The sequence below is a fragment of the Afipia carboxidovorans OM5 genome (assembly GCF_000218565.1).
In the GTDB taxonomy this organism is placed as follows: domain Bacteria; phylum Pseudomonadota; class Alphaproteobacteria; order Rhizobiales; family Xanthobacteraceae; genus Afipia; species Afipia carboxidovorans.
On record NC_015684.1, the window covers coordinates 2,459,712 to 2,472,560 of the forward strand.

General features: G+C 60.8%; 14 protein-coding genes and 1 tRNA gene. 7 read left to right on the forward strand and 8 right to left on the reverse strand.

Annotation, left to right across the window (positions count from 1 at the left end; translation table 11 throughout):
• Positions 1–27 precede the first annotated feature (27 nt).
• Positions 28–927: a DMT family transporter gene (locus tag OCA5_RS11420; RefSeq protein WP_012562890.1), complete on the reverse strand. Its 900-nt coding sequence runs from the start codon at positions 925–927 to the stop codon at positions 28–30.
• Positions 928–1,040: 113 nt separating this feature from the next.
• Here OCA5_RS11420 and OCA5_RS11425 point away from each other — a divergent pair, with 113 nt between their 5' ends.
• Positions 1,041–2,168 carry an S-(hydroxymethyl)glutathione dehydrogenase/class III alcohol dehydrogenase gene (locus tag OCA5_RS11425; protein ID WP_012562889.1) on the forward strand — a complete coding sequence of 376 codons (1,128 nt, stop codon included), beginning with the start codon at positions 1,041–1,043 and terminating at the stop codon, positions 2,166–2,168.
• Between the two features lie 35 nt (positions 2,169–2,203).
• Here OCA5_RS11425 and OCA5_RS11430 read toward each other — a convergent pair whose 3' ends face one another.
• Complete coding sequence (locus OCA5_RS11430) at positions 2,204–3,247, reverse strand: alpha/beta fold hydrolase (RefSeq protein WP_012562888.1); 1,044 nt, start codon at positions 3,245–3,247, stop codon at positions 2,204–2,206.
• 34 nt (positions 3,248–3,281) lie between these two features.
• Positions 3,282–3,701 carry an organic hydroperoxide resistance protein gene (locus OCA5_RS11435; RefSeq protein WP_012562887.1) on the reverse strand — a complete coding sequence of 140 codons (420 nt, stop codon included), beginning with the start codon at positions 3,699–3,701 and terminating at the stop codon, positions 3,282–3,284.
• Positions 3,702–3,839: 138 nt separating this feature from the next.
• Here OCA5_RS11435 and OCA5_RS11440 point away from each other — a divergent pair, with 138 nt between their 5' ends.
• A complete protein-coding gene (locus OCA5_RS11440) occupies positions 3,840–4,313 on the forward strand; it encodes a MarR family winged helix-turn-helix transcriptional regulator (RefSeq protein WP_012562886.1) in 474 nt (157 codons plus the stop codon).
• Between the two features lie 9 nt (positions 4,314–4,322).
• On the opposite strand, the gene OCA5_RS11445 is transcribed toward OCA5_RS11440, so the two are convergent.
• Entirely contained in the window at positions 4,323–4,769 is a 447-nt protein-coding gene (locus tag OCA5_RS11445; protein ID WP_012562885.1) for a hypothetical protein, read from the reverse strand.
• Positions 4,770–5,037: 268 nt separating this feature from the next.
• Here OCA5_RS11445 and OCA5_RS11450 point away from each other — a divergent pair, with 268 nt between their 5' ends.
• Positions 5,038–5,304 carry a PilZ domain-containing protein gene (locus tag OCA5_RS11450; RefSeq protein ID WP_012562884.1) on the forward strand — a complete coding sequence of 89 codons (267 nt, stop codon included), beginning with the start codon at positions 5,038–5,040 and terminating at the stop codon, positions 5,302–5,304.
• Positions 5,305–5,333: 29 nt separating this feature from the next.
• Here OCA5_RS11450 and OCA5_RS11455 read toward each other — a convergent pair whose 3' ends face one another.
• The 3 genes from OCA5_RS11455 to OCA5_RS11465 form a co-directional block, all read right to left on the reverse strand.
• Entirely contained in the window at positions 5,334–7,535 is a 2,202-nt protein-coding gene (locus tag OCA5_RS11455) for a CHASE2 domain-containing protein (RefSeq protein WP_012562883.1), read from the reverse strand.
• 186 nt (positions 7,536–7,721) lie between these two features.
• Positions 7,722–8,252 carry a hypothetical protein gene (locus OCA5_RS11460; protein ID WP_244396172.1) on the reverse strand — a complete coding sequence of 177 codons (531 nt, stop codon included), beginning with the start codon at positions 8,250–8,252 and terminating at the stop codon, positions 7,722–7,724.
• A gap of 174 nt (positions 8,253–8,426) precedes the next feature.
• Positions 8,427–9,320, reverse strand: a complete 894-nt coding sequence (locus OCA5_RS11465; protein WP_012562881.1) for a LysR family transcriptional regulator — start codon at positions 9,318–9,320, stop codon at positions 8,427–8,429.
• 144 nt (positions 9,321–9,464) lie between these two features.
• Here OCA5_RS11465 and OCA5_RS11470 point away from each other — a divergent pair, with 144 nt between their 5' ends.
• From OCA5_RS11470 to OCA5_RS11480, 3 genes are all read left to right on the forward strand, one after another.
• On the forward strand, positions 9,465–10,409 hold the full coding sequence (locus tag OCA5_RS11470; RefSeq protein WP_012562880.1) for an alpha/beta hydrolase: 945 nt from the start codon (positions 9,465–9,467) through the stop codon (positions 10,407–10,409).
• A 58-nt stretch (positions 10,410–10,467) separates the two neighbouring features.
• The gene (locus OCA5_RS11475) at positions 10,468–11,436 is read left to right on the forward strand and encodes an alpha/beta hydrolase (protein ID WP_012562879.1); all 969 of its coding nucleotides are present in this window, start codon (positions 10,468–10,470) and stop codon (positions 11,434–11,436) included.
• Between the two features lie 67 nt (positions 11,437–11,503).
• Positions 11,504–12,139, forward strand: a complete 636-nt coding sequence (locus OCA5_RS11480) for an SDR family oxidoreductase (RefSeq protein ID WP_012562878.1) — start codon at positions 11,504–11,506, stop codon at positions 12,137–12,139.
• 227 nt (positions 12,140–12,366) lie between these two features.
• Here the strand turns inward: OCA5_RS11480 and OCA5_RS11485 are convergent.
• Positions 12,367–12,443: transfer RNA gene (locus OCA5_RS11485), tRNA-Arg, on the reverse strand.
• Between the two features lie 191 nt (positions 12,444–12,634).
• On the opposite strand from OCA5_RS11485, the gene OCA5_RS11490 reads away from it, so the two are divergent.
• Complete coding sequence (locus OCA5_RS11490; protein ID WP_012562877.1) at positions 12,635–12,832, forward strand: DUF3606 domain-containing protein; 198 nt, start codon at positions 12,635–12,637, stop codon at positions 12,830–12,832.
• The last annotated feature ends 17 nt before the right edge of the window (positions 12,833–12,849 follow it).

A 12,849-nucleotide genomic window follows, 5' to 3' on the forward strand; every position in this document is an offset into this window, starting at 1 on the left:
CACGAAGACATAAGCGAAATTGATCCACTAACTGCCGGGCGAGACCGGTTCAGCCTTCGCCGGTTTGTTGACCAGAAGCACGCCGGCTGCGCAGATCGCCATGCCGACAATGCCAACCCAGTCGAGCCACTCGTCGAACAGGAAATAGGCCATCACGGCCGTCGTCGCGGGTACGAGATAAAACAGGCTCGCAACCTGCGTCGCGGCCGAGCGGCGGATCAGCCAGTACAGCACACTGATCGAGCCGATCGACAATGCGATCACGAGCCAGCTTACGCCGAGAATGAACTCCGCAGTCCAGTTCACCACCCGTGTCTCGAACAGCCACGCGCCGATCGCGTAGAAAATCGCGCAGGTCACATACTGAATGATGTTGCCGGTGCGCCAGTCGATCCGCCCGCAGAAGCGCTTCTGGTAAAGCGTGCCGAGCGTAATGCTGACGAGCGCTATGCAGGTCGCGAACCAGCCCCACCCGAGGTCGCCCGTCATCGGGCGCGAACGCAACACCAACAGTACGCCGGCGAGGCCGAGCAAAAGCCCGCCCCATTGCAGTGCCGAAACGCGCTCGCCGAGGAAGCGGTTGGCAAGCGTCGAGGTCAGGATCGGCTGCAGACCGGGGATCAACGCCGACAGACCTGCGGGAACGTTGAGATAGATCGCAATCGACACGCCGCCGAGATAAAAGCCGTGGACCAGAAGCCCCGCAACCGCGCTGTGCGCCGCCTCGCGGAGGTTCGGCCATTTCGGCCGCCAGATCGCAATGATGATCGCAAGCAGCACGGAGACATAAGACATACGGATGGTGAGAAAGGTCAGCGGCTCGGCACCCGAGACAGCATACTTCGTGCCGATGAAGCCGGAGCTCCACAGCACGACAAATACCGCTGGCGCAACGCGCGCGGCCAGATCGTCCCATCTCTGATTCATTTGCCGTTCTGATTGCCCGAACCTATGCTGGGAGGCAATCAGCCAATTTGCGGGACGCACTGCGCCCGCGTAACAAAAGCGTCATCCCCCTACCTACTCCAAGGATTTTCGATATGGACGTTCGCGCCGCTCTCGCTACCGCCCCCGGCAAGCCGCTGGATATCGTCACCGTGCAGCTCGAAGGCCCGCGCGAAGGCGAAGTGATGGTGGAGATCAAGGCGACCGGCATCTGCCACACCGACGAATTCACGCTGTCAGGCGCCGACCCTGAGGGACTTTTCCCGGCCATTCTCGGCCATGAGGGTGCAGGTATCGTCGTCGATGTCGGCCCCGGCGTCACCAGCGTGAAGAAGGGCGATCACGTCATTCCGCTCTATACACCGGAGTGTCGGCAGTGCCCCTCCTGTCTGTCGCGCAAGACCAACCTCTGCACCGCGATCCGTGCGACGCAGGGTCAGGGCCTGATGCCGGACGGCACATCGCGCTTCTCATTTGAAGGCAAACCGGTGCACCACTACATGGGCACCTCGACATTTGCGAACTACACCGTGCTGCCGGAGATCGCGGTCGCGAAAATCCGCGAGGACGCGCCTTTCGACAAGGTCTGTTATATCGGCTGCGGCGTCACCACCGGCATTGGTGCGGTGATCAACACCGCGAAGGTCGAGCAAGGCGCGAAGGCGATCGTGTTCGGCCTCGGCGGGATCGGCCTTAACGTGCTGCAAGGGCTGCGGCTTGCCGGCGCCGACATGATCATTGGTGTCGATCTCAACAACGACCGCAAGGCGTGGGGCGAGCGTTTCGGCATGACGCATTTCGTCAACCCGAAGGAAGTCGGCAAGGACCTCGTGCCCTACCTCGTCGATATGACAAAGTCCGGTGCGGACCAGATCGGCGGCGCGGACTACACCTTCGATTGCACCGGCAACGTCACGGTGATGCGGCAGGCGCTGGAATCCTGCCACCGCGGCTGGGGCCAATCGATCGTGATCGGGGTGGCACCGGCAGGTGCGGAGATTTCAACGCGCCCATTCCAGCTTGTGACCGGTCGCGTCTGGAAGGGTACTGCTTTCGGCGGTGCGCGCGGCCGCACCGACGTGCCGAAAATCGTCGACTGGTACATGCAGGGCAAGATCCAGATCGATCCGATGATTACTCACGTGATGCCGCTTACCGACATCAACAAGGCGTTCGATCTGATGAAGCGCGGTGAATCGATCCGCGGCGTGGTGACGTTTTAAAACATCACTTCACCTCTGCAGCGCAGCCGATCGCCTTACAGGCGGTCGGCATCGATGATGGCCTGCACGAATGCCTGCGGTGCTTCTTGCGGCAGGTTGTGGCCGACACCGCCCTTGAGCATGCGGTGCTGATATTTTCCAGTAAACTTCTTTGCGTAAGCTGCAGGCTCCGGATGCGGCGCGCCATTGGCGTCGCCCTCGAGCGTAATTGTCGGCACGATTATGACTGGCGCGGCAGCGAGTTGTTTTTCAAAAGCCTCATACCTCGCCTCGCCTTCTGCAAGACCAAGCCGCCAGCGATAATTATGGATCGAAATCTCGACATGGTCGGGATTGTCGAAGGCCTTTGCGCTCCGCTCAAACGTCGCATCGTCGAAATGCCATTGCGGCGAGGCCGTCTCCCAGATCAGCCGCGCAAAGTCTCGGCGATATTGATCATAACCCGCACGGCCGCGCTCAGTTGCAAAGTAGAACTGATACCACCACTGCAACTCGGCCTTGGGTGGCAGCGCCATCCGTCCCGCCTCCTGGCTGCCGATCAGATAACCGCTGACCGACACCATCGCCTTGCAGCGCTGCGGCCACAGTGCCGCGACGATGTTCGCGGTGCGCGCGCCCCAATCGTAGCCACCGATCACGGCCTTCTCGATCTTGAGCGCATCCATCAGATCGATCACATCGACGGCCAGTGCGGCCGGCTCAGCATTGCGCATCGTCTGATCGGATAAGAAGCGCGTCGTCCCGTAGCCGCGCAGATACGGCACGATGACACGATAACCTCGTGCCGCCAGCGCCGGTACCACATCAACATAGCTGTGAATGTCGTAAGGCCAGCCGTGCAGAAGAATCACCGGCGCACCATCCGACGGCCCCGCCTCGACATAGCCGACACTGAGAACGCCCGCCTTGATTTCGCGCGGCGTCGCGAATGCTGCCGGAAGCGGCGACAGCGGCTTTTGTGACGCCGGCGCGGAGACCTCCCCCGCCGCCCTTCCTCGAGCGACGAAAGAAGCCGAGGCCACTGCGAAAACGGCCGCTCCGAGAAAACCGCGGCGAGTCTGATCCAATGCTTGTGTCATGACGACCTCCAAACGTTTTTGACTGATAGCTGCCTCAAGCGGCCGAGAGCTCGACCACGATGTTGCCGCGGGTGGCTCGCGAATATGGGCAAAGCTGATGCGCGGCATCGATGATCGTCTGAGCGGTGGCACGATCGACACCCGGCAGGCTGACGTTCAGCCGGGCCTGAAGCTGGAAATCCTCTCCCACGGTGCCGAGATCGACTTCGGCATCGACTGCAACATCACGCGGCAGCTTCACATCCAGCTTGCGGGCGGCACGTTCCATCGCGCCGATGAAACAGGCCGACCAGCCGGCAGCAAACAATTGCTCGGGATTGGTTCCGGCCCCGCTGCTGCCGGGTGGCGACAGTTCGATCCGCAGCCGTCCGTCCGAGGACTGCGCCGCGCCGGCGCGACCGCCGGTGGTGTGGGTTTTCGCGGTGTAGAGAACCTTTTCGACTGACTTTGCCATCGTGCACCTCCATTTAAATCGTATACGATTAAATCGAACGCGTTTATAAACCCCAGATCTTCCCTGTCAACGCTTGCGATTAAATCGGATACGTTATATTAGACGTATGACGCTCACGTTTTCGTGTGGAGGCAGATGATGAAACCGGCAAAGTCCACGGCGGACACTCTAAAGAAGGCGCCACGGCTGGAAGACTTCCTCTGCTTTGCGATCTATTCGGCCAATCTCGCCTATGGGCGGGCCTACAAGCCGATCCTGCACGAGCTCGGCCTCACCTACACGCAGTACATCACCATCGTCGCGCTGTGGGAGCACGACAGCCAGACCGTCGGCGGCCTCGGTGAAAAGCTGTTTCTCGAATCCAACACGCTGACACCGATCCTCAAGAAACTCGAGCAGCTCGGCTATCTGCGGCGGGCGCGCGATCCGAACGATGAGCGGCAGGTGACCGTAAGCCTGACGGAGGCCGGGCGGCGCCTGCGCGAAAAGGCCCTGCCCCTCAACCTCGTAAAGGAATCCGGGCTCGCGCCGGAGGAGTTTGCAAAAATGCAGAAAGGCATCGTCGCGCTACGCGACAACCTCATCAAGGCGGCGCAGAAACAACGAGGCTAAGATCGCCTGCTAAAAATCTTCCGGACAAGGGTCCACGATCTTCCAGAGATCCGGCCCGTTCTTGATCTTCTTCATGTCGTGGGTGAGCCCGCCGTTGCGGCGAATCCAGTCCTTCACCGTCTGCGGGTAATAAGACATCAGGTCCGATGTCCCCTCGACGCTCGTCACCTTGATGCCGAAGGTGAAAGCCTTGTCGTAATAGGCCTGATGCAGCCCGATGCTCGCCCGCGGGGTCACGCAGACCTTGCTTGGCGGCACGATGCCGAACACCAGCGTGCAGGCCGAATTGCAGATACCATCGATGACGACGCGCTCGCCTTTGGCGCGAACGCGCTCGTACTTCGCCTTGTATTCCTCGACATAGCCGCCGTGGTCGCGCGTGATACGCAGCACAGCCTCTGCCGGCGTCGCACCCACCGCCAGCACCGCCAAGACCAGAAACGCCAGACCACGCATCGCGAAAATGATTCCACCCCGCCGTGCGAACACCACGGCCACCAGACGACAGGACTCTGGCGGGAGTGTGTTTGCATTCCGTTAATCATGTCCCGTGAACAGAAAACCCGCATCCCTGTGGCCGCCCATGGGGAAACCCGCCGGCCGCCCCGGCAGGGTTAACAAAAGGTAGCCGCCTCACCCATTAAGGTCGCCTTTCCATCAAATTTTCAGAAAGTTCCATCGGATAAAACCACCATGTTCTTTCCAGGAGGAACGGGAGAGCCTGGTGTCGATTTTCAAGCGGGAAGCGCGCAAACCGCGCCACAAGATTCAGCTCGGGGTATGGCTCACGCTCGATGGCGGCTTCGCCAAGCGGCCATGCACCATCCTCGATCTCTCAACGTCCGGCGCACGCCTGGCGGTGTCGAACAGCGGCAAGCTCGGTAACAAGCTGGCGCTTGCTTTGACCAAGGACGTCGGCAAGCTCACGCCATGCCGGCTCGTCTGGCAGCGCGGCGACGAGATCGGTGTCGAGTTCGTGCAGGCGAGCTAGGATTGTCGGGATGGCGCGTTGGCGAACCGCTATTTCGTCTCGAGGACGAAAACACCGTTCCAGCCCTCAGGCGGCGGATCATCGCGGAACGCTAAGATCCGCTTTTCATAGACCCGATAGAATTCCGAAAACACTCCATCGGAATCCGCACCCCGCCCTGCTTCAAGCGCGACAAGCGCGCCGTCCCAGTCGCGGGCACGATAGCAACGAAGCATGGCCGCAATACTGTCGTGGGCCTTATCGTACCGCTCCGTCTTCTCGCGCCCCAGCACCGCATAGATCGTCTCCGGCTCGGCCTTGCCCTTCACGGCGATGACGTCGATCTCGACGATGGCGAAAGCACCCTCGACCGCCCGCGCGGTACGGGAGCCGATCACCATCGGCAAGCCGTAGGTCTTGCACTGGCCCTCGATGCGCGAGGCAAGATTGACGCTGTCGCCCAGCACAGAATAGTCGAAGCGCAGCTCCGAGCCGATATTGCCGACAACGCACGTGCCGGTGTTGAGCCCGATGCCGATCCGGATTGGCACATAAGGCGCGCCGCTTGCCGCGGCTTCAGCCTTGCGCTCGCGATTCACCACCTTGAGACAGGCGAGCATATCGAGCCCGGCCGCGCAGGCGTTGATCTCATGGGCATCGTCATGGAGCGGCGCATTCCAGAACGCCATGATGGCATCACCCATGTATTTATCGATCGTACCCTTATGTGCGATGATTGTATTGGTGAGCGGCGTGAGAAAGCGATTCATCAGCCGCGTCAGACCTTGCGGATCGTTCTTGTAACTCTCTGCGATCGTGGTGAAGTCGCGAACGTCGCTGAACATGACCGTCATGGTGCGCTGCTCGCCGCCGAGCACCAGCCGCTCCGGCGAGCGTGCAAGCTCTTCGACCAGCGCGGGTGCGAGATATTGTCCGAACGCGGACCTGATCCGGCGGCGTTGCGAGCGCTCCTTGAAATAGTTCGCGAAGGTGAGCGTCATGTAGATGAGCGCGCTCGACACCAGCGGAAAGGTGAAATCGATCAGCAGGCCTTGCCGCGTATAGAAAAGCCACGATGAGCCGACCAGCAACACCAGAACGGCCGCACCGAGACCGACCATCACGAGCGGGCTCAAAACCGGCGCGAGCATGATAATCAGAATCCCGATCACCGCCGTAGCAATGAGCTCAAGCGCGAGCGCATAATCGGGACGCGCAAGAATCTCGCCGTTCAGCATGCTTTCGAGAATCTGCGCATGCACCTCGACGCCCGGCATCGCTGCATCGATCGGCGTCGTCTTGATATCCAGCAGGCCGACCGAGGACGTGCCAATAATCACCAGCTTGTCCTTGAGCGCTGCCTGATCGACACGGCCGCGAAGAACGTCAGCCGCGGAGATATAAAGTGACGGATCATGACGACCGAAGCGCACCCAGAACTGCCCGTTCTTGTCGGTTGCGATCCTGAAGCCCGGAATCGCAACGCTGTCGATGCCAGCCTCGCTCGCGCGGATCAAAATGGTGCTCGCGCCCGTTGCAACGCGCAGCATCTCGAAGGCAAGCGATGGCCTGATCTGACCTTGCGCCTCCATCACCAGCGGCACGCGCCGGACGATTCCGTCGCGTTCATTCTGGATCGTGAAGACGCCGCGCCCTGCCGCCGCCTGCTCCAGAATAGGAATGTTTCGCAGCAGCCCGGGATAGGACAGAAGGAACGGCTTCGGATCACCGAACGTCGCGATCCCGATCGTGGTGTCGGATGTCTCGGACGAAACAGCCGTTGAAAGCGCGGATTCGCCAACCACGGCGCGGGACTTGTGAACCGCTTCCGCAAAGACACGATCGTTGTCGGGAAGCTCGCTCAGTTTTTCGCGCGTCACCTCGTCGAGACTGCGGAAGGTTTTCAACGCGGCTACCGGCGACAGCCTGTCGGCCTCCGGGAAGATGACGTCGAAGGCCACCACCGCAGCGCCGAGGTCGGTGAGCCTGGTGACAAGATCGGCCAGATAAGTCCGCGGCCATGGCCACTGGCCAAGTTCGCTGAGGCTCTTCTCGTCGATATCGACGATCCTGACCGGCTTTTCGCCCGCGGGCCGCGGCTGCAGTACTTGATACATATCGAAGACGCGGAGCCGAAGCTCATCCAGCACGCGCGAGTCCCCGAGCCGCACGGCAAGGAGAAAAACAAGCAGGCCGAGGCAAAGGCATCGGAAAAGACCAAACGAACGAGCCAGCCGCAAAATTCGCTTCATCGAAATCCTGCCGCCATCCCTGCCCGGAAACGCAAGTCACTTTGATGCCGCGGGACGGAGTTTAAATCTGCAAAAAACGAAAGCGCCTTCGCCTGCAAAACGCTGCCGGAAGGCGGATCGCCGCAAGCGGTCATCATCATATCGGGTGCAGTGCCTCGGCGCGACTCCGTTGCTATCTCAGGACAATCATTCAGCTTGCAATACCGCCTGCGCGCTGGCGTCAAGGAGCACGCCAGCCGCCGCCAGTCTCCTCAGAACGGTTTTCGCCGCCGGGTCTTTGCTGCGGAAGTTTGCGGAGAATGTGCGGATGCCCCGTTTCGGCGAAAACTGAATACTGACACCGAGCCGCTGTCCGCAACTGACGGCTTCGATATCCTCGAACCTCAAGACATGCAGGCGGATGACGCGGATCGCCAGCGCATCCTGCCCGATCACAAGGGACGCCATCAGGGAGTTACGCGACACAGCCAAAAACGGGACGCGTTTCAATCCGCTGAAGGTCGCGAGTGGCGTGAAGCGCTCTCCGACCACAATCGGCTTTTGCGAAGCTGACATCCACCCCACCCTTCCAGACAAAAGCTGGCCCGGTTCCTCCCACCGAATTGCTGCGAGGGCAGCGTCCGGAACGTGGCAGAACACGTTCGAGCGATGGGGCCGCCACATCTCGAAATCAACCTCGTTCCCCGCGATACAATTCCGCAGGGCAACCTGGGGCATTCACAACCAAAGCGGATCTGAGGGAATGGCGCACCGCCTCAGGTGATGATGCGAACTATGTCTACTCCATAGCCCTCTAAGACCCTCCCAAAGCCAATCGATAGTCGTTTTAAAGAATCCGCCATCATCAAGGGGTGTTCATCATATTCGGAGCGAGCCCTCGGACAATCGTTCTCACGCCCGAAACCGCAGCGTCTCCACCAGTAGCGTGAATGCGGACGAAGCATGCCTGCGGTGCGGATAGTAGAGGTGATAACCGGGGAGGTCGGGTGTGAACTTGCTCAGTACCCGCACCAGCCGGCCTTTATCCAGATAGCTCTGCGCTTGATCCAGCGGCAGATAGGCCAGCCCATGACCGTCGAGCGCGGCATCGAGGATCAGGTCGATGGTGTTGAGGATGAGCGGTCCCTCGACACGCACGCGCACGTCGCGGCCGCCGCGCTTCAGCCGCCAGCTATTGAGCGTGCCCGAGGTCGGCAGTCGTAGATTGATCGCGCGATGATCGATCAGTTGCGCCGGCGATGCCGGAACGGGATGTGTGCGGAAGTAATCCGGCGCGCCGACGATCGCCATCGGAATGTCGGGACCGATGCGCATCGCGATCATGTCTTTCGCCATCTCGCCGCCGAGACGAACGCCGGCGTCGAAACGATCGGCCACAACGTCTGCCAATCCGTAGTCGATGGTCATCTCCACCGTGACGTCGGGATTGCCGGTCAGCAGCCGCTTCATCGCGGGCACGAGGATAGTCTTGGCGGCGTGTTCGACGGTCGTGATCCGGATCGTGCCGGAGGGTCGATCGCGCAGTTCGCTCAGTGAGGCGATCGCTGAATCGAGCTCATGCAGCATGGGACCGAGTGTCGCGAGTAACCGCTCGCCGGCATCGGTCGGCGCCACGCTGCGCGTCGTGCGCGATAACAGTCGCAGCCCCAGTCGTTCCTCGATCCGCCGAACGATCTGGCTCAGCGCGGATTGCGCCATACCCAGGCGGGCCGCCGCCTTGGTGAAGCTGCGCTCCTCGGCGACCACGACGAAGGCCGCGAGATCGGCAATCTCGTCGCGACGCATTCATCACCTCAATGATAAGCCCAAGACAAATTACCTGTCTAATAGGAACAATATTTCTGACCTAGATTGCGTTCATCAGCAAGGGGGACTTCCCCAAAAGCGCGGCAACGGGCCGCGAAACGGTGAACGGAAAGGAACCGGACCATGGGCAAGATCAGCTTCGCCAATTCCAACAACAAGACCATCGCCATGTCGGCTGTGATCGATTTTCCTGCGGGCTTTGACGAGAAGAAGAACTATCCCGCCATCGTCGTCTCGCATCCCGGCGGCGGCGTGAAGGAACAGACCGCGGGCACTTATGCGAAGAAGCTCGCCGCGCAGGGCTTCGTCACCATCGCGTTCGACCGCTCTTACCAGGGCGAGAGTGGCGGCGAGCCGCGCCAGCTTGAAAACCCCTACATCAGCACCGAGGACGTCAGCGCCGCCATCGATTACCTCGCCATGTTGCCTTACATCGACAAGGATCGCATCGGCGCGATGGGCATCTGCGCCGGTGCCGGCTACACCGCCAACGCCGCGATCCAGGATCGCCGCATCAAGGCGGTCGGCACCGTCAGCGCGGTCAATATCGGTTCGATGTTCCGCAACGGCTGGGAGAACACCGTCAGGTCGATCGATGCGCTGCCGCTGGTCGAGGCCGGCTCGAACGCTCGCACCTCGGACGCCGAAGGCAAAGGATACACGACGATGCCGCTCGCGCCGCTGACGGAGAAGGACGCGCCGAACGAGGAATTGCGCCAAGCCTGGGAGTATTACCACACGCCACGCGCCGAATGCGCCACCGCCCCCGGTGTCGCGACGCTACGCAGCCTGAACCAGATCATCACCTACGACGCCTATCACATGGCCGACGTTTATCTGACCCAACCGATCCAGATCGTGGCCGGCAGCATCGCGGGCAGCAAGTGGATGAGCGACGACCTGTTCGATCGCGCCGCCAGCACGGACAAGTCCTTCCACATCGTCGACGGCGCCAACCACATGGATCTCTACGACGGCCAGAAGTTTGTCGATGAAGCGGTGTCGGTGCTTGCGCCGTTCTTCCGGCAGAAACTAACCGGCGCTGCCGTGAAGCAGGCGGCCGAATAACGCGAAGCGCATGCGTCGGGCGCCTTGCGCTCCCGGCCCTCCAGACAAGGACAAGATCATGAAATCCGTTCAGATCAAGAACCGGGACATGGCGTGGCATATTGCAGCCAACACCTTGCTTCCTCCGAACTTCGACGAGAAAAAGCAGTATCCAGCGATCGTCAGCGTTCATCCGTTCGGCAGTTGCAAGGAACAGACCTCCGGCAACGTTTACGGCAAGGCGCTCGCCGAGCAGGGCTTTGTCGTCATCCCCTATGACGCGAGCTTCCAGGGCGCATCCGGCGGCGAGCCGCGCTGGATCGAGGACCCGACCCAACGGGTCGAGGATATCAGCCATGTCATCGACTACGCGGTGACGCTGCCCTATGTCGATGCCGACCGGATCGGTGTCATCGGTGTCTGCGGTGGCGGCGGCTATGTACTCAACGCCACGCTCACCGAAAAGCGCATCAAGGCGGTGGTCGCGATCACGCCGGTCAATATCGGCCGCCTGTTTCGCGAGGGTTTCAGCAGTTACGATCCGCTCGGCGCGCTTGATGCGATGGCTGCACAGCGCACTAAAGAAGCGCGCGGCGGCGAGTTGCAGGTCAATGAACTGCTGCCGGCAAGTCCTGACGTCGCGAAAGCGAACGGCTTGACCGAGCGAGACGTATTTGAGGCAACGGATTACTACAAGACGCCGCGCGGCCAACAGCCCGGCGGCTGGACGCGGATGCTGTTCAGCCACGCGCAGAACACGCTGGGCTGGGATGCATTTGCCTTTGCGGAAATGCTGATGACCCAGCCGATGATGGTCGTGATCGGTGAGAGGGTCGGCGCGTTCGGCGCTTATCGCGACGGCATGGAAATCTACGGCCGCTCCACGGCCTCGAAGGACCGCCAGATCGTCTCGCTGGAAGACTGGTCGCACTACGATCTCTACGACAAGCCTGAGCCGGTGCGCCTGGCTCTGGAGAAGCTGGTGCCGTTCTTCAAGACGCATCTCGGCGGCGCGACCGCCGCAAGCCGGTCGCAGGCAGCGGAGTAAGCGTGTGCTTTTTCGACGGAGCGGCGTCGGATTTCCGCGCCGCTCCGAATTTTTGCGAGGATGAAAAATGACGAAACTTCTTGTTCTGGGTGCCGGCGGTCAGATTGCCCGCCACGCGGTCGCGATGCTGAGTAGCGATGCCAATATCGCGCTGACGCTGTTCGCTCGCAGCCCGGAGAAACTGACGCAAACGCCTGCGAACGCCACGATCGTTCAGGGTGATGTGCGCGACCGCGCGAAGCTCGACGAAGCGATCAAAGAACGGGACATCGTCTACGCCAATCTGACCGGTGAGGATCTCGATGCTCAGGCCAGAAGCGTGATCGCATCGATGCAGGCCATGAATGTGAAGCGGCTGATCTTCGTACTGGCGCTCGGCATCTATGACGAAGTGCCGGGCAAATTCGGCGAGTGGAACAACGCGACCATCGGCGAGGAGCTGAAACCATTCCGTCGCGCCGCCGATGCCATCGAAGCCTCGAAGCTCGATTACACTACCCTGCGCCCTGCCTGGCTCACGGATGAAGACGAGGTCGACTACGAGCTGACCGAGCGTGATGCGCCGTTCAAGGGCACTGTTGTCTCGCGCAAGAGCGTGGCCGACCTGATCGTGAAGGTCATCCGCTCTCCCAGCCTTCATCTGCGCGGCAATCTCGGCGTCAACAAACCGGGGACCGATGGTGACAAACCTTACTTCATGTAGGCGGGATGTCAGAGTTCGCTTGTCTCTGCGAAACGCGGGAGAGACGGCAGGAGACTTTTTCCGCTTCGTTTCGGATCAGAAATCGCCATTCGACCGGAAGCGATTCGAACTTTTTCACCGCCAAACGCCGCCGTTTCTACGCTTTTGTCAGCACAGCCATCCCGCACTCTTCGCATGGAGCGTAATTTCGGCGGTTATCGGCGGCAATAGAGGGCAATCGGCGGTTTTGGCGCGCTCCGAGAGATTCGAACTCCCGACCCTCGGAATCGAAATCCGATGCTCTATCCAGCTGAGCTAGGAGCGCCTGGGCCCGTTTATCTCTGAAAGACAGGCCATTTTCAACTCTGGCCGAGGTTGATGAAGGCGCGATCCACCGCACACAGCATCTCATTATCGGGTGCCACCCTTCATCAGAGAAACGGTTCCTTAACGCCAACCGCAATCCACGGTTCGGGATGGGCCTTCGCTGCCGTAAATTCGGGACGGAGGCCGCCCATGATCCATCTCGTGAAGGTTGCCGATGTGCTAGCCGCCAATGTCGGCGTCCGCGCCCCTGCCACCATCGACACGAATGACAAGACCGCGATGACCTATTGGGCCTATCGGCTCAATGTCTCACCGCAGGATCTCGCGGCCGCGATCGAAAAGGTCGGTCCTGCCGTCACCGCCGTGCGGCAACATCTCAAGACCTGACGCATCAGTGCGACACG

What these genes read in the sequence shown, in the direction of transcription:
- OCA5_RS11470 (WP_012562880.1), top strand. Translation starts at nt 9,465, where the DNA reads ATGGGCAAGATCAGCTTCGCCAATTCCAACAACAAGACCATCGCCATG.
- OCA5_RS11490 (WP_012562877.1), top strand. Translation starts at nt 12,635, where the DNA reads ATGATCCATCTCGTGAAGGTTGCCGATGTGCTAGCCGCCAATGTCGGC.
- OCA5_RS11480 (WP_012562878.1), top strand. Translation starts at nt 11,504, where the DNA reads ATGACGAAACTTCTTGTTCTGGGTGCCGGCGGTCAGATTGCCCGCCAC.
- OCA5_RS11475 (WP_012562879.1), top strand. Translation starts at nt 10,468, where the DNA reads ATGAAATCCGTTCAGATCAAGAACCGGGACATGGCGTGGCATATTGCA.
- OCA5_RS11425 (WP_012562889.1), top strand. Translation starts at nt 1,041, where the DNA reads ATGGACGTTCGCGCCGCTCTCGCTACCGCCCCCGGCAAGCCGCTGGAT.
- OCA5_RS11435 (WP_012562887.1), bottom strand. Translation starts at nt 3,701, where the DNA reads ATGGCAAAGTCAGTCGAAAAGGTTCTCTACACCGCGAAAACCCACACC.
- OCA5_RS11455 (WP_012562883.1), bottom strand. Translation starts at nt 7,535, where the DNA reads ATGAAGCGAATTTTGCGGCTGGCTCGTTCGTTTGGTCTTTTCCGATGC.
- OCA5_RS11420 (WP_012562890.1), bottom strand. Translation starts at nt 927, where the DNA reads ATGAATCAGAGATGGGACGATCTGGCCGCGCGCGTTGCGCCAGCGGTA.
- OCA5_RS11460 (WP_244396172.1), bottom strand. Translation starts at nt 8,252, where the DNA reads ATGCCCCAGGTTGCCCTGCGGAATTGTATCGCGGGGAACGAGGTTGAT.
- OCA5_RS11440 (WP_012562886.1), top strand. Translation starts at nt 3,840, where the DNA reads ATGAAACCGGCAAAGTCCACGGCGGACACTCTAAAGAAGGCGCCACGG.
- OCA5_RS11465 (WP_012562881.1), bottom strand. Translation starts at nt 9,320, where the DNA reads ATGCGTCGCGACGAGATTGCCGATCTCGCGGCCTTCGTCGTGGTCGCC.
- OCA5_RS11430 (WP_012562888.1), bottom strand. Translation starts at nt 3,247, where the DNA reads ATGACACAAGCATTGGATCAGACTCGCCGCGGTTTTCTCGGAGCGGCC.
- OCA5_RS11445 (WP_012562885.1), bottom strand. Translation starts at nt 4,769, where the DNA reads ATGCGTGGTCTGGCGTTTCTGGTCTTGGCGGTGCTGGCGGTGGGTGCG.